This window comes from Streptomyces ferrugineus (assembly GCF_015160855.1).
Taxonomy (GTDB): Bacteria; Actinomycetota; Actinomycetes; order Streptomycetales; family Streptomycetaceae; genus Streptomyces; species Streptomyces ferrugineus.
Window position 1 is genome coordinate 5,133,695 of the sequence record NZ_CP063373.1, and the last position, 20,127, is coordinate 5,153,821.

Below are 20,127 nucleotides of genomic sequence, written 5' to 3' on the forward strand. Positions count from 1 at the left end.
CGCTGTGCCTGGGAACAGAGTCGCCTGTCCCACCAGCTCGCCCGGATGCGGCAACGCGGCTTGGTCGAACGGGAGGAGCACGGGATCTACCGGCGGCTCCACGTTCCGTCTCCCCCTCGCCGGCCGAGCCGCCATCGTGCAGGCCACCCCCGGCCGCGGCCACATCGAAGCATTGAGCAGACTCGTTTTCGATGCCCTCTCACGGAATCAGGTGATCCCGCTGGCCGATCTGACCGGAGGTCTCCTCCCCCGCCGGCACGGCAGTTCTCAGAGGGGCTGAGCGACCGCCACGGCTGGTTCCCTCGGTAGGGCGTCAGTCCGCCGTCTGTGCCGGGCCTGCCGTGACCTTCCGCAGCAGCGGCCTGCTGGCGGTGATGGCGGCGAGCATGGCCAGTGCTCCGACGGCCAGGCAGATCACCAGTTCCACGGCACCGGAGGTGTTGATCGTGGTGCCGGCCGCCTTGTTGAGCTGCATGGCGCCGAAGGCGCCCATCGCGGTGGTGCCGCCCGCCAGGACGGCCAGCGGGATGACGGTCTCGCGGACGCGGGCCCGGTCGAGGACCTTCAGCGGGGTGCCGGCCAGTCGCAGCAGCCCGTAGACGCGGCGCCGGTCGAGGACGTTCGCGGCGGCGGTGAGCCCGGCGGAGGCGGCGGCGACGAGGAAGCTCAGCACCAGGGTGGCGGTGCTGACGGTGGCGACCCGCGCGGTGACCGTGTCGTCCGGCGCGGACACGTACGCCTGGGTGAACGGGTACCTGCCCGATCCCAGTGGCGTCAGGGCGGTGACGGCGGTGTCGATACGCTCCTGCCCGCCGGAGACCTGGGCGGTCACGCCGCTGACACCGCCGAGCAGGCTGTCGTAGTCGTCCTCGCCCGTGACGGAGACGGTCGCCGTGACGCCCGCCCGGTGCAATGCGGTACGGGCCTCGGCGGCGGTGTGCCGGGCGTCGGCGGCGTTCGCGGTGATCACGGCCACCTGGCCCTGGTGGCTGGGGGCCTCGGAGCCCAGCGTGCTGACCGAGAAGAACCCGGCCACGAACCCGGCGAGCACCAGGCCGCTGACGGTGCGCCAGGCCCCGCGCGGGTCGTCGCTGAGCCGGCGCGCGGCCAGCAGCGTGGCCGGGCGCTTGGCGCGGCGGCCCACGATCCGGCCCAGCCGGTCCACGACCCAGGGACCGAACAGCCAGAACGCGCCGTAGAAGAGCGCCAGCAGTGCGAGGAGCTGCTGGGTCTTGAGCTGGCCGCCCTTGCCGGTGGTCGCCCAGATGCAGAACAGGACCGCGACGAACAGCAGCAGTCGGATCGCCCGGGTGCGATGCGGGTTCGCCTGCTGGGCCACGCCGAGGGGCGAGGTGGCCACCCGGCGCAGCATCGTCACCGCGCTGACCGTGATGAGGGCCGTCACCGCGGCCACGACCGCGGCCAGCCACGGCAGTCCCACCCACAGCTGGCCGGTGTACCAGCCGCCGACACCGTACGGGAGTGCGGCGAGTGCGGGCAACAGCGCCGTGTAGGCGAGCGCACCAGACAGGGCACCGGCCGCGCCGACTCCCGCCGACTCGGCGGCGGTCATGGCGAGGATCTGGCGCGGTGTCGCCCCGGCCAACCGCAGGGCGGCGAGCCGCTGTTCACGCCGGGCCGCGCCGAGCCGTCCGGCGGCCGAGGCCAGCACGACGACCGGCATGACGAGCAGCACCACACCCAGCAGCACGGTCCCCTGGTCGGTGCCGGTGAACACGCTCGCCTTGGTGCCGGCGAACCCGGCGACCGGCGCGCGCTTCGTCAGGTCCTCGTCGTAGTAGTTCTGGTTTCCGGCGGTCTTGGAGACGGCAGAGTCGCCGGGCGATCGTCCGACCACCGCGACCAGTTCGTCAGGGGAGGCGAGAGCGGCGGTGCCGAGCGTGCCGTACGCCTTCGTCTTCGGAAAACGGTCGGCGAGTTGGCCGACGGGAAGTTCGTGCAGGAGCTCGGCCAGGGCCGGGGATACGTACACCTCGCCCGGCTTCGGGAAGCCCGTCAGACCGGGTGGCGCAGGGGTCGCCGCGCGGCCGGGCAGCTGGGCCAGGTTCACGACGGTGACCGGTTCGTCACGGACGTACGTCGTGGTCGTGGCCTGGACGGCCGTCGCCCGCTTGGCCGGTACGGCGTCGGGGGTGCGCCATGTGGTGTGGTCGGCGCGTGCCCCGGCGCCGAGGGAGACGGCGACCATCACCAGCAGCAGGAACGAGCCGACGGCGGCGGCCCCGGCCGCGAGCAGCTGGGACTGCAGGCCACGGCGGCCGGAGGACCTGGCGAGGTGCCAGGTCAGAGGCAGGACGGGGGAACGCATCGGGACTCCGGGGGGCTTGGGGCAGAGGCGCGGCGGGGCAGGGCAGGGCAGGGCGGCTCAGGCGACGGTGTACTGGCTGTGGCCGCTGATGCGGCCGTCACGGACCTGGAGGACCCGGTCGCAGTGGGCGGCGACGTCGGCGTCGTGGGTGACCATCACCAGCGCGGCGCCGGTGTTGCGGGTGGCGAACGTCAGCAGCTGGACCACCTCCGTGCTGGTGCGCTGGTCCAGGGCGCCGGTGGGCTCGTCGGCGAAGACGACGTCCGGCTCGACGGCCAGGGCGCGGGCGATGGCGACGCGCTGCGCCTGGCCGCCGGAGAGCTGGCCGGGGCGACGGCCCTCCAGGCCCTCCAGTCCCAGCGGCGTGAACCAGCGGCGGGCGCGTTCGACGGCCTGCGCGCGCGGCACGCCCTCCAGCATCAGCGGCAGGGCGACGTTCTCCTCGGCCGGCAGCTCGGGCAGCAGCTGGCCGAACTGGAAGACGAACCCGAAGCGTTTGCGGCGCAGCGCGCTGAGCCGGTTCTCGCCGAGCCTGTCGATGCGCTCGCCGCGCAGCAGCACCTGGCCGCCGTCCGGGCGGATGATCCCGGCGAGCGTGTGCAGGAGTGTCGACTTGCCGGACCCCGAAGGGCCCATGATGGCCAGCGAGTCGCGCTCTCCGACCTCGACGTCCACACCGGCCAGGGCGGTGGTGGAGCCGTACTTCTTGACGAGGCCGTATCCGGCCAGAACGGTACTCATGGTGGGCCGCGACTCCTGGTGTCCGTGGTGAGGTTGCGGCCCCAGCCTCGCCCGCGTGCCCGGGCACGCGCCTCGGCCGAACGGCCGGGATCGCGGGCCGGGGCCCTCGGCCATTCGGCTGATCCCGTCGCCCGGGGCCCGGCCTACGGTGATCACCGTGGGGCGCCTGTTTCCGCCCGAGGCTGCGCGCCCGTGCCCTCGCCTTCGGACTCCTTGCTCGCCGCGGCCGTCGTCGACGTGCTCGGAGCGGACTGCGATGCGACGAGCGTCCTGCCGACGGCGATTTCCGGAACAGCTGGGTGGGCCGGTAGGTGAGCTCGCGACCCAGGAGCATGTTCGACGCGACGTCGAGGTTGTCCGACAGCGCCAGTTCCTGGAACGCCGTCTCGATACCGGCCCGGCGGGACGCCGAAGGGGCGTGGAACGTCTGAGGCTGCCCGTCGACCGCATCTCGCCCTCGTCGCCGCTCATTGGGGCGGTGTGCGGCCGAGTATCGCTTGTCGGGAGGCGCCATTCGCCCGCCCCGCCGAGGGGTGCCCGCAGACCGCAGTCTGCCGTGGCAGGCAGGTCATTTGGCGGGATTGCGGCGTTGCCGCTCGCGGTAGGCGGCCACGCCGACGCGGCTGCCACAGGTGGTGCTGCAGAACCTCCGCGAGTGATTCCGGCTGAGGTCAAGAACCAGCCGCTGGCAGTCCCCGGCGGCACAGATCCTCAACCTGTCGAGCTCGTTGCCGCGTACCACGTCTGCGACGGCCATCGCGGTCTCCACCAGCAGTCGCCGAGTCAGGGGAGCGTTGGGCTCGACGGCGTGAATGTGCCAGTCGAAGGAACCGTGACGGACCAGCTGCGGTACTGCCTTCGTTTCACGAAACACTCGGTTCGCGAGCCGGACCGTCTCATCTCGGGTGCTGGTCAGCAGGCCGCGCAGCCTCGGTCGCAGTTCGCGCACGGCGTTGAGTTCGTCGGTGGTTCGGTCGTAGCGGCCCGTGTAGCCGTAGTCGGCATGGAAGCGGTCCAGGTCCTCGAGGCTGAAGAGGGCTTCACGTGGTTCTGCCGTGTTCACCAGCGCGATCGCTGAGTGCAGGGACTGCACCGTGTCAGGGGCAAACGTCATATCGCACTTTACATGTTCTCCAGCTCTAGGCAGTAGAGGTGAGCACGAGCAGGCCCGAAGAACCTCTCTCATGTAAAGAGCAAAAGCGCATAACGCTGTTGACCTCGGTCAGGGTCGTCGCCTTACCGTTGGGCTCCGCCAGACCCATCGGTTGTATCGATGTGAGGTGACGAATGTTCGATGACCCCGCCTGCTCGCCGGTCGCACTGGACTCCGAACCGGGGCCGGGGGTCCGGCATCGCGAACCGGTCCGGCGCACCGCGCGACGGACTCAGTGACTTCTGGTCCTCCGCCAACCCTTCGGTGCTCCGGGCCTGTGCCTATGGCCTGAAGGCCATCGTGACACCACTCGCCTGGCCGGGTGCGGCCGCTGAATCGGCACATGTCCGGGTGGGCGACAACTCAGAAAGTGACGTGAGCGAGCAATGGCTGCCCAGCCCGACACCGCCGTGTTCGAGCTTCTGGAGTCGAACGTTCGGTCCTATTGCCGAAGTGCCCCGTTGGTCTTCACGCGGGCCAAGGGACCGCATCTCTTCACCGAGGACGGCCGGCGCATCCTGGACTTCTTCTCCGGAGCCGGAGCCCTCAACTACGGCCACAACGACGAGGCCATGACCGAGGCCCTGGTCAGCCACCTCCGGTCCGGCGGCGTCCTGCACGGCCTGGACCTGTACACGGCCACCAAACGGGATCTTCTGCACACCATCCAGGACTGCCTGCTCACTCCCCGTGGCTGGGACTACAAGGTGCAGTTCTGCGGGCCGACCGGGGCCGACGCCAGCGAGGCGGCCATCAAGCTCGCCCGAAAAGTCACCGGCCGCCGCGGCATTCTGGCCTTCAACGGCTCCTACCACGGCATGACCGCCGGCGCCCTGGCCGTCAGCGGCGCCAGGCGTCTGCGCGCCTACGGTTCACCCGGCGCCAACGCCGAAACCACCTTCGTGCCCTACGAGAACAGCATGTATGGCCCGTTCGACAGCCTCGCCCACCTCGACCGACTCGTCGAGGAGGCCGGCAGCGCCTTCGAGCTGCCCGCCGCTGTCATCGTGGAGTCGGTACAGATCCAGGCGGGCGTCTTCGCGGCCTCCGCCGAGTGGCTGCGCGGCGTCCGCGAGTGGACCGAGCGCCACGGCGTCCTGCTCATCTGTGATGAGGTGCAAAGCGGTTGCGGCCGGGCCGGCGACTTCTTCGCGTTCGACCATGCCGGCATCGTCCCCGACATCGTCACCACCGCGAAGTCGATCAGCGGCAACGGCTTGCCCATGGCTCTCCTGTTCATGAAACGCGAGCTCGACGTGTGGGAGCCGGGCGAACACACCGGCACGTTCCGCGGCAACCAGCTCGCCTTCATCACCGCCAAGATCGCCCTCGAATACTGGCAGAACGAAGAATTCCGCCAGCACCTGGCCGAGAACGCCTCCGCCCTCGACGGCTTCGCACGACAGGCCACGCAACTGGACGCCCCCGTCAAACTGCGGTGGACCGGCATGCTCGCCGGAATCGACTTCGGTCTGGGCAACCTCGACGCCGCGGCCAGGGCCCAAGCCCTCTGCTTGGACGCCGGCGTTCTCGTCGAACGCTGCGGCCCGAACGGCGAGGTCGTCAAGCTCATGCCGCCCATCAACACCCCCACCGACGTTCTCACCGAAGGATTCACCGCCGTCCTGGACGTCATCCCCAAGGCGATCTGAAGCCGCGCCCTGCATGACAGGGCCGGCGCCCGAACCCCGGCCGGAACGTCGCCGCCCAGCGCCGCAAACGTGGGCGGGACCAGATCACTCACGGCAGGCCGACCACGGAGAGGCAGACAGATGACCACATCCCGCCTGTGGCACGGATTCACCGACATGTCCACCGTCCGTCACCGCGCGCCCTTCACCATCACGCGGGGGCAGGGCGCGTACCTGTTCGACGCTGAGGGGCGCCGGTACCTTGACGCGTCCGCGGGGCTGTGGTTCTGCAACGTAGGCCATGGGCGGGCAGAGATCGCCGAGGCAGCACAGCGGCAGATGTCACGGATGGCCGCCTACTCCACGTTCGGGGACTACACGAACGAGCCGGCTGAGCAGCTGGCAGCCCGGCTCGCCGAGCTGTCACCGACCGACGGGGCGTCTGTCTTCTTCACCAGCGGCGGGTCGGACTCCATCGACTCCGCCATCAAGCTGGTCCGTCGGTTCTGGCTCGCCCTCGGCCTGCCCGACCGCCGCGTCATCCTGTCGCGGGAGAACGCCTACCACGGCGGGCACATCGGAAGTACCGGCATCGGCGGAATCGCCTTGGACCGCGAGGGTTTCGGCGAACTGATCACCGACACGGCACGGGTCGCCTGGGACTCCGCGGAAGACCTGGAGAAGACCATCACCAGCCTCGGCGCCGAACGGGTGGCGGCCTTCGTCATGGAGCCGGTCATCGCCGCCGGCGGTTGCCTGTTCCCGCCGCAGGGGTATCTGCAGGCGGTCGCCGAGATCTGCAGGAGGCACGGCATCGTGCTCATCGCCGACGAGGTGGTGACCGGCTTCGGCCGCTCCGGGGACTGGTTCGCCTCCCGCCGCTTCGGGGTCGTCCCCGACATCATCGTGTGCGCCAAAGGACTCACCTCCGGATACATGCCGCTCGGCGCCCTGATCGTCGGTGACCGCATCGCCCAGCCGTTCTACGACGGCACCGCCGGACCCTTCTTCCACGGATACACCTACTCCGGTCACGCTGGAGCAGCCGCCGTCGCTCTGGCGACGATGGACATCATCGAGCGGGAGGCTCTCGCCCAGAATGCGCTGTCCCTGGAGACCCGGCTTCCCGACCTCATGAGCCCGCTGACCGACCACCCGATGGTCCAGGAAGTCCGGACCGGGCAGGGTCTCATGGCTGCCGTGGAGCTGAACCCGCAGGCCCTTCGCGTCACCCCAGGGCTGCCCATGGCTGTCGTCGCATCGATGCGTGAAGCCGGTGTCCTCACCCGCTCCCTGGTCGGCGGACAGATCCAGTTCTCCCCACCCTTGATCATCGGCAACAGCCAGGCGACCGAGTTCGTCGACGCGGTCCTGACCGGCCTGAACACCATCCCACCGCAGAGGACTTGACGTCATGGGCACCGATCACAGCGCCGTCTCCGGCCAGTCCCCCCGCCCGGAGGATGTCGTCCTGTGCGATGCGGGCGGGCTGTTCAGGTTCACCGAGCAAACCCTGGCAGCGGTCGGGCTGCGCGACATCGACGCCCGCGACATGGCCGCCCAGATCGTCGGATCAGAACTCGCCGGACACGAGTCCCATGGGCTGCGGCGGCTGCCGGAGTACGTCCGCCGGGTCCGCGAAGGGTTCGCCGCACCCACAGCCACCGCCACCGTGGACCTGGACACCGGCGCCCTGGTCCGCCTCAACGGCCATGGCGCATTCGGCCACCTCGTCATGCGTGACGCCACGCGGCTGGCGATCCAGCGGGCCACAGACCACGGCATCGCCGCCGTGGCTGTCCACAACGCAGATTTCGCCGGCCGGCTCGCCGACTTCTGCGAACAGGCCGCCGCCGTCGGCATCGCCACCCTGGTCTACGTCAACGACGGTGGATCGAGCCAGGACGTCGCACCCCCCGGCGGGCTGGAGGGCCGACTGGCCACCAACCCCATCGCCGCCAGCATCCCTCGCGCACGCAGCCCCCACCTGGTCCTGGACATGGCGACCAGCTCCGTCGCCATGGGGCGCCTCTCGGAGTGGCGCGACCGCGGCCGGCCCATCCCCTCGGACTGGACAACCGACCAAGGCATCCTCCAACCATTCGGCGGCATCAAAGGATTCGGCCTGGCACTCGTCGCCGAGGCCCTCGCCGGAGCCCTCACCACCGCCGGAACCGTGTCCCCTCAACCTGCGCCAGAACGTCAAGGCGTATTCATGGTCGCCATCGACGTCAAACAACTACGACCACTGCCCGACTTCACCGCCGAGGTCGAACGATTCACCTCCCACGTCAAGAACACACCACTGGCCCAAGGACACCCACCCATCAAGATCCCCGGAGAGAACTCCGCCCAGAACGCACACCACCGACGAGACCACGGCGTACCGATCCAGGCATTCACCTGGCAGCAGATGCAGACCATCGCCCACGACTTCAGCCTCGCAATGCCACGACGAGTAGCCCGATGACACCGCCATCAACAACCGCGCGGTGGCTGTCATCGGGGTGGAGCCGTGGGCCTCCTCACCGCACACCATCCACGGCGGGACGCCCCCCTGCCGCCGGTTCCGCCGCACCGGCGACCGGGCCCGCGTCATCACCGAGCACGAGACCGCCCGGGCCGACGACGTCGTCATCGCCACCGGCGACTGACCGGAACGACGGAACTCGGCGGCCTCTGCGAAAGCCTCAACCCGGTCCGTATCGACGCCGTTCCCCTGCGCGCGCCGACGCCCCACCTCCGCGGCCGGCCCCTGGTCGGGGCTCCGAGACGGCCGATGGCGGGTGGTCCGTCGGGGGTCATGGGGCGAATGCCGGCCTTGGGGTGACGGTGCCGGGCCGCCAACCCGACGTTCTCGCGCCCTTGTTCCCCGCCCGGTTCAGCAACCGCCTCCACCCCGCGACCACCACCGGTTGAACCCGACCGCCTCCCGACCACTTGGCCTGCACCATGCACGTCGCACCCACGACCGGGCGTGCCTCGCCGGCTTCGGCACGGCCGCCCGCCGGCGCCGCAACAGCCCCGGCGTCACCGGTCACTGGCCACCGCACCGCAGAAACAACCAGAGCCCGAGTTCACTTCACTGAGGAGACACACGATGAGCACCACCGACGCCGCCGAAGCACAAGGACGCATAGCGCTGGTCACCGGAGCATCGCGCGGAATCGGCGCCGCCACCGTGCGTGCCCTGCACAGAGACGGGGCGAGCGTCATCATCCATGCGGGACGCAACCGCGCCGCCGCGGAGGCGTTGGCGGCAGAGCTCGGATCCGACACCCTGGTGGTGGTCGGCGATCTCACCGACCCCACAGCAAGAGCATCGATCTGGGAACAAGCCCTGGGATGGCGAGGGCGGCTCGACGTGCTCGTCAACAATGCCGGCGCATGGATCGCCTCCCCCCTCGATGACACCGACCAGTGGCAACAAGGATGGGAAGACAACCTCTCCCTGAACCTGACCGCCTGCGCCGACCTGTGCCGCTTCGCAATCCTGCACTGGTCCACAACCCCCTCCGGAGGCGTGATCGTCAACGTGGCAAGCCGCTCCTCACATCGAGGAGACGACGCCGAACATCTCGCCTACGGGGCCGCAAAGGGAGGCCTGTTGGCACTCACCAAAGGAATCGCGCGCGCCTTCGCCCGCCATCGAGTCCTCGCCTACGCTGTCGCACCCGGATGGGTCCAGACCGGCCTGTCCGGCGGAACCGACCTGGAAGCCGTGGTGAAAACACTGCCGATGCAGGAAATCACCCCACCAGAAGACGTCGCCGAAGTCATCGCCTTTCTCGCCTCCGGGCGCTCACCCCACACCACAGGCGCCACCATCGATATCACCGGGGAGGACTACGTGCGCTGATTCCATACATGTCGGCGTACGGTCTTCTCTCCCCGGCTACGTACAGACGAACGTCCCCGACTGCCAGGCCACTTCGCATGCGTAGCCCCGGGCTCACCGGGCGGGCGCGTCGCAGGTGACGTCTCCGGCCGGGAGGCGGCCGGTGGCGAGGTAGGTGTTGACCGTGGCGTCGACGCACGGGGTGCCGTAGACGCCGTACACCGCGTGCTGGTCGGCGCCTCGTAGGGTGACCAGACGGGAGGAGGGCCACGTCCGGCGCACCGCTGTGGCGCCGTCGTAGGTGGTGCGCGGGTCTCCGGTGGCGTTGACGAGCAGGGCGGGGAGGTCGTCCCTGATGGTGGTCGGGCGCTCGCGGGGCGGATCCCAGAAGGCGCAGGGGTTGAGGTTGTTCGTGACGGGGCTGAGCAACGGGTCCTGTGGGCGGGCGTGCTGGATGTCGCGCCAGTAGAGTTCTGGATCCCTCGGGGCGGCTTTGTCACCGCACAGGATCGCCGTCTGGACGCTGTGCCCGTCCGCCGCGCGCAGCATGTCCCGTACCCCTTGGCCAAGTTGTCCCAGCGTCCCAACGCTTCAGGGGGGAAGTCGCGGTCACCCGGCAGGTGTCCACGACGAGGGGGGTCGCTGACGCCGATCCTGGACGGGGGCGGTCCTTCCCGGAGGGGGCGGTCGAGAGATGCTCAAGGCGGCCCAGGTCGACGGCGACGGCGCGCTCATCACCACGGGCACGGTCATCACACCGCGGACTGGCCGCCTCGCTGACCTGCTTCATCGCTCAGCTGGAACGAAAAGCGAAGGCGAGCGGCCCGGCTCTCGACGTGGCCCCGGCGCATCCGACCGTCGCTTGAACGCACCAGGCGTGGGACCTGTGCATGGCGCTGGTGCGGTGGCCGGGCGCACGCACGGCGTCCACCATGACGCCACCGGCCATGCCACGGACCTTGATCCGCACCAGGCGATACTGTATATCGTTCGTTAGATAGGCGGTATCGGGTTCGGGTCTCATTCGCACCCGTGAGCGGTCCTGCCCGGCGCGACCCACGCGTTCCGGTGCCGCCGGAGACCGTGTTCATGAACCGAGTTGGCCCCGCTGGAGGGCATATGAACAAACGCATCCTCGTGTCTGCCGTCGCGCTGCTGGCTGTGCCGGGCCTCGGACTGGTCCAGGGCATCTCGCCCGCTGCCGCCGCTTCACCCGCCGGTGGGGCACGCACGACGGTGACCGACGCCGCGACCAGCTGTGCATCGATCGCGGGACTACACGTGAACGCTTCGACGATCGGCCTGCCCACCCGAGGTGCCGATGTCGAGTCCGCGACACTCACCGCCGCCGACCCGAAGACCGGCTACCCCGAGTTCTGCCTGGTCCGAGGCAAGGTGAACAGCTTCGACACCGCGGCGCCCGACATCAACTTCCAGCTGAACCTGCCGACTTCCTGGAACAGGAAGTCGGTGCAGTTCGGCGGCGGCGGCTTCAACGGCATCGTGATCAGCGGACTCGGCGTGATTCCCGGGTACGTCAACTCCTCCGCGGCACAGGGGCAGCCGCCGATCAAACGCGGCTACGTGACGTTCGGCAGTGACGGGGGCGTCGCCGTGGGCGCCGATCCCACCGGATCGTTCGCCTTGAACAAGGAGGCTCTCGCGAACTACGCGGGCGAGAGCGTCAAGCGCACCCGAGACGCCGCCATGAGCGTCGTGACGAGCTACTACGGCCGGCAGCCCGAGAAGCAGTACTACGCGGGCGGCTCCAAGGGAGGACACGAGGCACTGGTCGCCGCCCAGAGGTACGGCGACGACTACGACGGAATCATCGCCTACTACCCGGCCAACCAGAACCAGGCCCTGGCGCTCAGCTGGCACCACATGTGGCAGCAGGCGTACTCCCGCCCGGGCGGCTACCTGAACACGGCCAAGCAGCAGTTGGTGCACGACGCCGTCATGCGCGCATGTGACAAACTCGACGGTGCCGCCGACGGGGTCGTCTCCGATGTCAAGGGGTGCGACCGTGCGTTCTCCGTCGAGTCGCTCCGCTGCCCCGACGGCTCCGACAGCGGGAACGACTGCCTGTCCCAGCGGCAGATCGAAACGCTGAAGTCGGCGGCCTCCCCCTACAGGTTCGCCTTCCCTCTCGCCAACGGCGTCACCCGGATCGGCCCCTACCCCGTCCTGCGGGGCGCCGATCTCGGCGGCGCCTGGCTGGACAGCGCGGGCAAGGAAACAGCTTCGGGATACTACGCGTTCATCGATCCGGTGATCCGCTACTTCATCGAGCAGGACGCCGGCGGTTCCCTGAACAACTTCGACTACCGGCGCTACGAGGCGCGAGTCAGGGCTCTGTCCCGGCTGTACGACGCCACTGATCCCGACCTCGACCGTTTCGCGCGCCAGGGCGGGAAGCTCATCATCGTGCAGGGCACCGAGGACATGCTCGTCCCGCAGTCGGCCACCGACGCCTACTACGACCGACTGGCCGAGCGCTACGGCCCGTCGGTGCGTCGTTTCGTGCGGTACTACGTCCAGCCCGGCTACGGCCATGCCACCGGCCGCTTCGACCTGGCCTGGGACTCGCTCACGGCCTTGGACAAGTGGGCGGACGGGCAGACTCCGCCGGTCCGTCCGGTGGCGACCGACGCCAACCCTGCCACCGAGGGCCGCACCCGCCCGTTGTGCGAGTATCCGCTGTGGCCGCGGTACAAGGGGCACGGAGACGTGGACCAGGCGAAGAACTTCACGTGCGCCGGCCGGGGCCAGCACTGAAGATAGTCTCAACACGGTGAGCCAGGGTCCGCCTCCGCCCGAGGCGGGCCCATGGCCGAAGGGAGATGCACCGTGGTACGGCAGACGGCTCGGACGAAGCAGCCGAACAGGATGCGGCGCGCCGAGCCGGCGCCCGGGTTCGAGTCCGATCCGGGCGCGGACTGGCGGCACTACGAGGAACTGGAACTCCCGCCGCTCCTCGGAGCCGCCTTGGAGGAGTTCCGCGCCCACGGGTACCACGGGGGTTCGATCCGGGCCATCGCCGGCCGGGTCGGAGTGACCCTGCCGACGCTGTACTACCACCACGGCAACAAGCAAGGGCTGCTGGTGGCCCTGCTCATGGGATCGATGCACGATGTGCTGATCCGCGCCCGGCATGCCCTGGAGGAGGCGGGCGACCGGCCCGAGGACCAACTGGCCAACGTCGTCGAGGCCGTCACCCTTTACACGACCCACCGGCGCCACATCGCGTTTCTGGACGGAGAGATCCGCAATCTGGAACCCGACAACCGGGAACGCTACCGCGCGAAGCGCGAGGAACTCTCGGTGATGCTGCGCCGTATCGCGGCAGATGGCGTCGCGGACGGCGTGTTCACCACCGCCTATCCCACAGAGGCGGCTCGGGCCATCCTGACGATGTGCCAGGCGGTCGCCACGTGGTACCGGGCGGACGGCCCGCTGACCGAGGCAGAGGTCGCCCAGCGGTACGTCGCGATCGCCCTGGACGCAGTCGGCTGTCGCAGGCGTGGCTCCGGCAAGGACGGACGCAGCCAGGAGAAGTGAGGAATCGGGCGGGCAACGGGAGAACACCGATGCCCATCTCGAAATCGGGTCGCGGCGGGTGAGAACGTGCCTGCGGTAGGCGGCGATCACCTCGGACACCTCGTGCAGGTCCGTGAAGTCGATGTGGTTCAAGGTGGCTGCCGGCTCGGCAGATCACTCACGGAGCGTGATCCTTCGTGGGGATGCCTGCATTACGACGTCACCCCGGCCCAGGTCACGGCTTCAGCAGTTCCACGGCGCTGATGTTGCAGCGGGCCGTGGCCTCCCGTTTCTCCTGGCCGTACGGTGTGCTGAACAGGCGGGGCAGGGCGAGCAGGTGGCGCAGGATCGCGGCACGGCCCTCGCGGAAGGCGTCGCACAGGACGAAGGGGCACTCCTCACGGACGGCGGCCGTGTAGGCGGCGTACGCGGAGGGCGAGCAGCCGAGGACCGCGATGTCGGCGTCGCACAGGACCCGGCTGGCTTCGACAATGTGAGCCGGCCCCGTTCGACAGCCGCGGCTTGGTCAATGCAACACCCCTCAGGGTCAGCGTTGCGACCATCTCTAGAACCCAAGCTGGCAAGTGGGGCCGCGGACCGCTGTCAAAGCCACCTGGCCGTTGCGGTCGTCCGGCACCGGGGCATGGCTGGTGGTGAGGCGGGACCAGGCGGGCCACCTCGGCGGTGCGCTTCGCGGGGACATCGGCCTCCGGGAGGGCGCGTTCGGTGAGGCGGGCCGAGCGTTCCTCGTTCTCCGAGCGGTCGGGCAGATACACGGCGTCGTGGAACCAGACGGCCAGCCGTACGACGTCCGGGTCGTCGGCGTGCTCGGCCGGCACGTCGACGTGGTCCAGGACGCGGGGGCGTTGGCGCTGGGACACGGCTTCCGATTCGAGATCATTCCGATGCCCGGGGCTGCCTGCCCGGACATCCCCCAAGCGTGAGCAACTGCTGTCCAAGGCCAAGGGGGAACTCAACCCGACACGGGGTGCTCGCGGGATTGATTGCCCTGATGAGACGGGGTGCCAAACAACCCGCCAGGTGACACCTTCGGCCGCAGTTCCAGCTGCGTCAGCAGCGACAGCCGGTCGGAAGTGCGCTGGCGCCCAGACACATCAGGAGTGACCGTGCTCGTGCAACACCGCGCCTCAACAGAGGGCGAATCCTCTACGCGTCCGAAGCGGAACGTGTTCCGCAGGGGGCGGCCCTCGTCGTCGCCGTTCTGGCCCCTCTCGTGATCTTCGCGTCGGGCACAGCCTCGGCAGGGGACGGCAAGTTCTGCTTCGGCCCGGGCACTGCGGATGTCAGGAGGGCGGACCAGCACAAGGGCAGAGTGACCAAGGCCGTGCCGCGTCAGCAGGCCAACAAGACCTGGCAGGACTGGGTGTGGCGCGGGCCGGTCGAACAATGCCCGTGGAACGCCCCGCAGAACTGCACGTACAGCAAGGCCATCACCAAGACGACGTCGTACGAGTGGTCGGTCGGGCTGACCATGGGAGGCGAGGCCAAGAGGGAGCCGTTCAGTGCGATGGCCTCGCTCGTCGGGGGGTACGGCCGGAGCGGCTCCACGTCGATGACCTACACATCCGGGATCTGGTACAGGCCTGGCCAGTTCGCCCAGCCGATCAGCGTGGTCGAGCGCCGGTGGCGGAGCGGTGACTTCGTCGGCGGCTTTGTCCGCACACCGGAGTACGACAACGTCTGCCGGAACGGAAACAAGGGGTACCGCTGGGACGCCAACAAGAGGTGGGGCAGTTGGTCGGACAACGTCAAGGTTCGGGACTACGGGACCTTCAACATCCACAACTGACCCTGAAGCGTGCTGCCACAAGGCCCTGAGCTAGGCATCTCCTCTCCACGGTGTGCCGGGCCATCCAGCGTCTGGGGCCGCTGCTCGCACTCGATCACGCTCACCCCGGTCCGTGACCGCAGTGTCGCCGCATCCAGCCGCAACTACCAGCTCTCGGCGAACGTGCAGGTCATCGTGAATCCAGACATCCGTCTGGTGATCGCGGCAGCGCGTCCGGTGCCGGGCACCACCGCGGACGCGCACGCCTGGCGCACGCCCGGGCTGAGCCAGCCGGCGCTGCGAGGGCGGCTCGGCGACGGGGGCCTACCTCAACTGCCCGATGGCGGTACCGACCGCAAACGCCCCGGGCGGCCCCTGCTCCCGGGCGAGGAGGACGACAACGCCGAGCACCGCAAGGTCCGCACCCGCGTGGAACACGTCATCGGCCGGATGAACAACTACAAAATCCTTCGCGACTGCCCACAGCGCGGCGACAGCTTGCATCACGCCGTCCAGGCAGTCGCCCACATGCACAACCTCGCCCTCACATCATGAGCAGACCACCCCGTTCATGGGCTCTGACCTGCCCGAACACAGCCTTGCGCAACACGCCTTTAGACGAGCACGTCGGCGAGGCGGCCCGTGATGAGTGCGTGGGCCTCGGTGACGATGCGGTCGATCAGCTCCGCGACGGTCGGGATGTCGTGGATGAGTCCCTGGACCATGCCGGCGGTCCAGATCCCCAGATCGGGGTCGCCGGCCTCGTACACCTGTCGGCCACGGGCCCCGGCCACGAGTTCGCGGACGTCCTCGAACCTCCCGCCCGCGTTCAGGATCGACACGACCTGCTCGCTGACCGCGTTGCGGGCCACCCGTGCGGTGTTGCGCAGGGGCCGGAATATCAGGTCGGTGTCCTGCTCGCTCGCCTCCACCAGGTGACGCTTGACGTTGTCGTGCACGGGCGCCTCGGCGGTGGCCAGGAACCGGGTGCCCATGTTGATGCCGTCGGCGCCGAGGGCGAGTGCCGCGACCAGACCGCGGGCGTCGGCGAACCCGCCGGAGGCAATCATCGGGATCCTGATCTCCTTCGCGGCGGCGGGGATCAGGACCAGTCCGGGTATGTCGTCCTCGCCCGGGTGTCCGGCGCATTCGAAGCCGTCGATCGAGATGCCGTCCACGCCCAGTTCCTGCGCTTTCACGGCGTGGCGGACGCTGGTGCACTTGTGCAGCACTTTCACTCCGCCCTGGTGGAACGCCGGAAGGTGCTCGGCCGGGTTGGCGCCGGCCGTTTCCACCACGGGCACCCTTGATTCGACGATCACGTCCCGGTACTCGGCGTACGGCGGCGGGGTGATCGACGGAAGGATGGTCAGGTTCACCCCGAAGGGTTTGTCGGTCATGTCCCGGCAGCGGGCGATCTCCTTGGCCAGGTCTTCTGGTGTTGGCTGGGTCAGCGCCGTGATGAATCCCAGCCCGCCCGCATTGGCCACTGCCGAGGCCAGCTCGGCACGGCCCACCCACTGCATCCCGCCCTGGACGATCGGATACTCCACTCCGAACACGTCACAGAACCGTGTACGAACCATGCCGAGGTCCCCTTCCACTCTCCAAATCCTCCGGGCACACTAGCACCTCTATCGATCGATAGATAGTATCGACGCGACTCTGGAGCCACCCGCAGACCCTTCGCGACAGAGGGCCTATATCGATCGATAGATACTAACTCTTGGGCGGGCCGGAACCGCCGTCCTGGAAAGCCTGTGAGCGCCCATCGCCCACCCTGACACAGAGAGCAGATCGGATGAGTTTGCGTACCGCCAAGGAGTACCGCGAAGGCCTGCGCGACGGCAGGTCCGTCTTCTACCGCGGCCGCCGCGTTCCCGACGTCGTGAACGACCCCGAACTGTCCGGCGCGGTCGACCACTCGGCGCTCTGCTACAGAATCGTCGACACGCACCCAGAACTCTCCGTCGCCCAGGGACCCACCGGCGCCTACTCGGCCTTCTACCAGGTACCGCGGACGTCCGAGGACCTGCGTGCCCGGGGCGAGCTCATCGAGACCGTGTCCTCCCTCGGAGCCGGCACCATCGTCCTCAAGGAGGTCGGAAGCGACGCCCTGTTCGCTCTGCTCCGGGCCCTGGACGGGGTCGACTCGGAGAAGGCGCGGGCCTACCACCAGTACGTGTGCGACAACGACCTGGCGCTCGCGGTGGCGCAGACGGATGTCAAGGGCGACCGGTCCCTCCCCCCGCACCAGCAGGCCGATCCCGACCTCTACCTCCATGTCGTCGACGAGGACGCGGAGTCGATCACGGTGCGCGGGGCCAAGTGCCACACCTCCTTCTCCGCGAACGCCGACGAGCTGATCGTCCTGCCCACCCGCGCCATGGGGCCGGAGGACCGGGACTACGCGGTCTCGTTCGCGATTCCCGTCGACACCCCTGGCCTGCACCTGTACGTTTCGCCGTACTCGGCCGGGGAGCGCAACGACTTCGAGTTCCCGCTGTCGTCAAAGCACAAGCTGCTCGAAAGCCTGACGGTGTTCGACGACGTCCGCGTGCCCAAGGACCGGGTCTTCCTCAACCGCCGTCCCGAGCTGGCCGGGCCGCTGGCGATCGCGTTCGTCGACTACCACCGGTTCACGGCCATCAACTACAAGCTGCCGCTGCTGGACATCCTCGTAGGGGCGGCCTCGCTCATCGCCGAGTACAACGGCATCAGCCGGGCCGGACATGTCAGGGACAAGATCGCCCAGTTGATCGCCTACGCCGAGACCGTCCGCGGCCTCGCAGAGCTGGCGGCAGTCCGGTCGCGGCCTGGACAGCACGGCATTCAGCAGCCCGACCCGCTCGCGGTCAACACCGCCAAGTACACCTTCGCCCACGGCTTCCACGACGCCGTGGCCAAGCTGATGGACCTCTCCGGCGGCCTGCTCATCACCGGTCCGGGCGGCGAGGACTGGGCCGACCCCGGCATCCGCGCCGTGCTGGAGAAGTACTACGCCGGTGCCGTCCCCGCCGAACAGCGGCTGCGCATGCTCAACTTCATCGGCGATCTGACCGCTCGCGACTACGGCGGCTACCAGGCCGTCCTCGCGACCCATGCCGAAGGGTCGCTGGAGGCCGAGAAGATGCAGATCGCCCGCTCCTACGACCCCGCCAGGGCCCGCGAGTACGTCACGCGGCTCGCCGGCCTCGACCACGGCTGAGGGGTGCGCCATGACGGGACCCCTCGCAGGACTGCGCGTCGTCGAGCTCGCCGGGATCGGGCCGGCCCCCCATGCGGCGATGATCCTGGCCGACCTCGGCGCCGATGTCGTACGCGTCGAACGTCCACAGGGGACGCTCGACCTCACCGACGGCAAGCCTGATCACCTGCTGCGCGGGCGAAGGTCGGTGGCCGCCGACCTCAAAGCCCCGCAGGGCCGTGAGCTCGTGCTGCGACTGGTGGCCCGGGCCGACGTGCTCGTCGAGGGTTTCCGGCCAGGGGTCGCCGAACGCCTCGGTGTCGGCCCCGAGGACTGCCACCGGGTCAACTCCCGTCTGGTGTACGGGCGGATGACCGGGTGGGGTCAGGACGGGCCGATGGCGCAGCGGGCCGGCCACGACATCAACTACATCGGCCTGACCGGTGCCCTGCACGCCATCGGGCGGCCCGGCGAACGGCCGGTGCCTCCGCTGAACCTCGTCGGTGACTTCGGCGGCGGCTCGATGTTTCTGCTGGCCGGTGTCCTCGCCGCCCTGTGGGAACGGGACCGCTCGGGCGAGGGCCAGGTCGTGGACGCGGCGATGGTCGACGGCACCACCGTGCTGCTGCAGATGATGTGGGCGATGCGCGGCCAGGACACCTGGTCCGACGAACGCGGCACCAATCTCCTCGACGGCGGCGCTCCGTTCTACGACACCTACGTGTGTCAGGACGGCCGCCATGTCGCCGTCGGAGCCATCGAGCCCCAGTTCTACCGAGCCCTGCTCGCCGGGCTCGGACTCGACTCGGGCACACTGCCCGACCAGGGAGACCGATCCGGGTGGCCTCGATTGCGCGACCGGCTCACCGAAGTCTTCCTCACCCGTCCCCGTGACGAATGGGCCGAGGTCTTCGCCGCCACCGACGCGTGTGTCACCCCGGTCCTGGCTCCTGGGGAAGTGCCACACCACCCTCATCTGGCCGCCCGCGGCGCCCTCACGGAGATCGGCGGGGTGCTGCAGGCCTCACCGGCGCCGCGCTTCTCGCGGACCGTCCCCCGGGCGCCGTCAGCTCCGCCACTGCTCGCAAGCGACACCGAAGCCGTGCTCGCCGACTGGAAAGCCTGAAAGGCAGGCCCTCGATGACACGCTCGATACTCGTCGAGCACGACGGATCCGTTGTGCGGATCACCTTCAACCGGCCGTCGCGCCTCAACGCCCTCACCACCGAGATGCTGACCCTTACCGCCGACGCGGTGGAGGCTGCCGGGCATGACACCGGTGTCCGGGCCGTGGTGCTCGGCGGCGCGGGACGCGCGTTCAGCGCCGGCGCCGACCTCGCCGGGGGCAAGGCAGGGACCCTGCCCGGCACCGACACGATCGACGCGGCCAACCGGCTCACGCTGGCCCTACGGCGGATTCCCCAGCCCGTCCTGGCGGCCGTGGGCGGACCCGCGGTCGGTGTCGGCTGCTCCCTGGCTCTGGCCGCCGATGTCACCGTGGCCCGGGAGTCGGCGTACTTCCTCCTCGCCTTCGCCAAGGTCGGTCTCATGCCCGACGGCGGTGCCACCGTGCTCGTCCCAGCGGCGGTCGGCCGTGCGCGCGCCACGCGCATGGCCATGCTCGGCGAACGTGTCCCCGCGTCCCTCGCCGCTCAGTGGGGCCTGATCACGCACGCCATACCCGACGGCGCCTTCGACGGCGAGGTCGAACGGCTGACGCGGCAGCTCGCTGAGGGACCGACGGCGGCGTTCGCCCAGACCAAACGTGCCCTCAACGCCTCGTCACTGGCACAGCTGGAGGACGCTCTCGCCGTCGAACGCGAGGGCCAGGCGCAGTTGTTCACTACCGCGGACTTCGCGGAGGGCGTGGCCGCATTCCGCGAGAAGCGCCACCCCGAGTTCTCCGGAAAGTAGACCCG

At 69.3% G+C, this 20,127-nt stretch carries 17 protein-coding genes and 3 pseudogenes; 13 read left to right on the plus strand and 7 right to left on the minus strand.

Annotated features, from left to right (window positions below):
• Positions 1-313 precede the first annotated feature (313 nt).
• From IM697_RS23320 to IM697_RS23330, 3 genes are all read right to left on the minus strand, one after another.
• The gene (locus IM697_RS23320; RefSeq protein ID WP_194037899.1) at positions 314-2,329 is read right to left on the minus strand and encodes an ABC transporter permease; all 2,016 of its coding nucleotides are present in this window, start codon (positions 2,327-2,329) and stop codon (positions 314-316) included.
• A gap of 57 nt (positions 2,330-2,386) precedes the next feature.
• Positions 2,387-3,070, minus strand: a complete 684-nt coding sequence (locus IM697_RS23325; RefSeq protein WP_194037901.1) for an ABC transporter ATP-binding protein — start codon at positions 3,068-3,070, stop codon at positions 2,387-2,389.
• Between the two features lie 568 nt (positions 3,071-3,638).
• Positions 3,639-4,184, minus strand: coding sequence for a CGNR zinc finger domain-containing protein (locus IM697_RS23330; RefSeq protein ID WP_194037904.1), 546 nt, complete (start codon positions 4,182-4,184; stop codon positions 3,639-3,641).
• 500 nt (positions 4,185-4,684) lie between these two features.
• Between IM697_RS23330 and IM697_RS23335 the strand changes: the two genes are divergently transcribed.
• The 5 genes from IM697_RS23335 (at position 4,685) to IM697_RS23355 (ending at position 9,713) form a co-directional block, all read left to right on the plus strand.
• Positions 4,685-5,875 carry a diaminobutyrate--2-oxoglutarate transaminase gene (locus IM697_RS23335; RefSeq protein ID WP_265582660.1) on the plus strand — a complete coding sequence of 397 codons (1,191 nt, stop codon included), beginning with the start codon at positions 4,685-4,687 and terminating at the stop codon, positions 5,873-5,875.
• A gap of 120 nt (positions 5,876-5,995) precedes the next feature.
• Positions 5,996-7,264, plus strand: a complete 1,269-nt coding sequence (locus IM697_RS23340; protein ID WP_194037908.1) for an aminotransferase family protein — start codon at positions 5,996-5,998, stop codon at positions 7,262-7,264.
• 4 nt (positions 7,265-7,268) lie between these two features.
• Positions 7,269-8,324: an Ldh family oxidoreductase gene (locus IM697_RS23345; RefSeq protein ID WP_194037910.1), complete on the plus strand. Its 1,056-nt coding sequence runs from the start codon at positions 7,269-7,271 to the stop codon at positions 8,322-8,324.
• A 22-nt stretch (positions 8,325-8,346) separates the two neighbouring features.
• Positions 8,347-8,508 (plus strand): hypothetical protein, encoded by a 162-nt coding sequence (locus IM697_RS23350; RefSeq protein ID WP_194037912.1) that lies wholly within the window; start codon positions 8,347-8,349, stop codon positions 8,506-8,508.
• Between the two features lie 446 nt (positions 8,509-8,954).
• Entirely contained in the window at positions 8,955-9,713 is a 759-nt protein-coding gene (locus IM697_RS23355; RefSeq protein WP_194037914.1) for an SDR family NAD(P)-dependent oxidoreductase, read from the plus strand.
• A 93-nt stretch (positions 9,714-9,806) separates the two neighbouring features.
• On the opposite strand, the pseudogene IM697_RS23360 reads toward IM697_RS23355, so the two are convergent.
• Positions 9,807-10,268: pseudogene (locus IM697_RS23360) on the minus strand (alpha/beta hydrolase); the annotation flags it as partial.
• Between the two features lie 543 nt (positions 10,269-10,811).
• Here IM697_RS23360 and IM697_RS23365 point away from each other — a divergent pair.
• A complete protein-coding gene (locus IM697_RS23365; protein ID WP_194037916.1) occupies positions 10,812-12,470 on the plus strand; it encodes a tannase/feruloyl esterase family alpha/beta hydrolase in 1,659 nt (552 codons plus the stop codon).
• 51 nt (positions 12,471-12,521) lie between these two features.
• Positions 12,522-13,253, plus strand: coding sequence for a TetR/AcrR family transcriptional regulator (locus IM697_RS23370; RefSeq protein WP_228044124.1), 732 nt, complete (start codon positions 12,522-12,524; stop codon positions 13,251-13,253).
• 214 nt (positions 13,254-13,467) lie between these two features.
• On the opposite strand, the pseudogene IM697_RS44855 reads toward IM697_RS23370, so the two are convergent.
• Together IM697_RS44855 and IM697_RS44860 are read right to left on the minus strand one after the other, a co-directional pair.
• Positions 13,468-13,707 (minus strand): annotated as a pseudogene (locus tag IM697_RS44855) (hypothetical protein); the annotation flags it as partial.
• 138 nt (positions 13,708-13,845) lie between these two features.
• Positions 13,846-14,089: pseudogene (locus IM697_RS44860) on the minus strand (HD domain-containing protein); the annotation flags it as partial.
• On the opposite strand from IM697_RS44860, the gene IM697_RS23375 reads away from it, so the two are divergent.
• The 3 genes from IM697_RS23375 to IM697_RS23385 all read left to right on the plus strand — a co-directional run bounded on the left by IM697_RS23375 (position 14,015) and on the right by IM697_RS23385 (position 15,576).
• Positions 14,015-14,176, plus strand: coding sequence for a hypothetical protein (locus tag IM697_RS23375; protein WP_194037918.1), 162 nt, complete (start codon positions 14,015-14,017; stop codon positions 14,174-14,176). The pseudogene IM697_RS44860 and the gene IM697_RS23375 sit on opposite strands and share 75 nt — an antisense overlap.
• 389 nt (positions 14,177-14,565) lie before the next feature.
• Entirely contained in the window at positions 14,566-15,042 is a 477-nt protein-coding gene (locus tag IM697_RS23380; protein ID WP_194037919.1) for a hypothetical protein, read from the plus strand.
• Positions 15,043-15,216: 174 nt separating this feature from the next.
• Complete coding sequence (locus IM697_RS23385) at positions 15,217-15,576, plus strand: transposase family protein (RefSeq protein WP_407699546.1); 360 nt, start codon at positions 15,217-15,219, stop codon at positions 15,574-15,576.
• Between the two features lie 59 nt (positions 15,577-15,635).
• On the opposite strand, the gene IM697_RS23390 is transcribed toward IM697_RS23385, so the two are convergent.
• On the minus strand, positions 15,636-16,607 hold the full coding sequence (locus IM697_RS23390; RefSeq protein WP_194037921.1) for an NAD(P)H-dependent flavin oxidoreductase: 972 nt from the start codon (positions 16,605-16,607) through the stop codon (positions 15,636-15,638).
• A 215-nt stretch (positions 16,608-16,822) separates the two neighbouring features.
• On the opposite strand from IM697_RS23390, the gene IM697_RS23395 reads away from it, so the two are divergent.
• The 3 genes from IM697_RS23395 to IM697_RS23405 are packed head-to-tail and all read left to right on the plus strand — an operon-like array spanning position 16,823 to position 20,122.
• Positions 16,823-18,229: a 4-hydroxyphenylacetate 3-hydroxylase N-terminal domain-containing protein gene (locus IM697_RS23395; protein ID WP_194037923.1), complete on the plus strand. Its 1,407-nt coding sequence runs from the start codon at positions 16,823-16,825 to the stop codon at positions 18,227-18,229.
• A gap of 10 nt (positions 18,230-18,239) precedes the next feature.
• Entirely contained in the window at positions 18,240-19,334 is a 1,095-nt protein-coding gene (locus IM697_RS23400) for a CaiB/BaiF CoA transferase family protein (RefSeq protein ID WP_194037925.1), read from the plus strand.
• A 14-nt stretch (positions 19,335-19,348) separates the two neighbouring features.
• The gene (locus IM697_RS23405; RefSeq protein ID WP_194037927.1) at positions 19,349-20,122 is read left to right on the plus strand and encodes an enoyl-CoA hydratase; all 774 of its coding nucleotides are present in this window, start codon (positions 19,349-19,351) and stop codon (positions 20,120-20,122) included.
• Positions 20,123-20,127: the final 5 nt, after the last annotated feature.

Excerpts from the sequence above, each read along its gene's own strand:
- IM697_RS23320 (WP_194037899.1), bottom strand. The coding sequence starts at position 2,329 with ATGCGTTCCCCCGTCCTGCCTCTGACCTGGCACCTCGCCAGGTCCTCC.
- IM697_RS23325 (WP_194037901.1), bottom strand. The coding sequence starts at position 3,070 with ATGAGTACCGTTCTGGCCGGATACGGCCTCGTCAAGAAGTACGGCTCC.
- IM697_RS23330 (WP_194037904.1), bottom strand. The coding sequence starts at position 4,184 with ATGACGTTTGCCCCTGACACGGTGCAGTCCCTGCACTCAGCGATCGCG.
- IM697_RS23340 (WP_194037908.1), top strand. The coding sequence starts at position 5,996 with ATGACCACATCCCGCCTGTGGCACGGATTCACCGACATGTCCACCGTC.
- IM697_RS23345 (WP_194037910.1), top strand. The coding sequence starts at position 7,269 with ATGGGCACCGATCACAGCGCCGTCTCCGGCCAGTCCCCCCGCCCGGAG.
- IM697_RS23355 (WP_194037914.1), top strand. The coding sequence starts at position 8,955 with ATGAGCACCACCGACGCCGCCGAAGCACAAGGACGCATAGCGCTGGTC.
- IM697_RS23365 (WP_194037916.1), top strand. The coding sequence starts at position 10,812 with ATGAACAAACGCATCCTCGTGTCTGCCGTCGCGCTGCTGGCTGTGCCG.
- IM697_RS23370 (WP_228044124.1), top strand. The coding sequence starts at position 12,522 with ATGGCCGAAGGGAGATGCACCGTGGTACGGCAGACGGCTCGGACGAAG.
- IM697_RS23390 (WP_194037921.1), bottom strand. The coding sequence starts at position 16,607 with ATGGTTCGTACACGGTTCTGTGACGTGTTCGGAGTGGAGTATCCGATC.
- IM697_RS23395 (WP_194037923.1), top strand. The coding sequence starts at position 16,823 with ATGAGTTTGCGTACCGCCAAGGAGTACCGCGAAGGCCTGCGCGACGGC.
- IM697_RS23400 (WP_194037925.1), top strand. The coding sequence starts at position 18,240 with ATGACGGGACCCCTCGCAGGACTGCGCGTCGTCGAGCTCGCCGGGATC.
- IM697_RS23405 (WP_194037927.1), top strand. The coding sequence starts at position 19,349 with ATGACACGCTCGATACTCGTCGAGCACGACGGATCCGTTGTGCGGATC.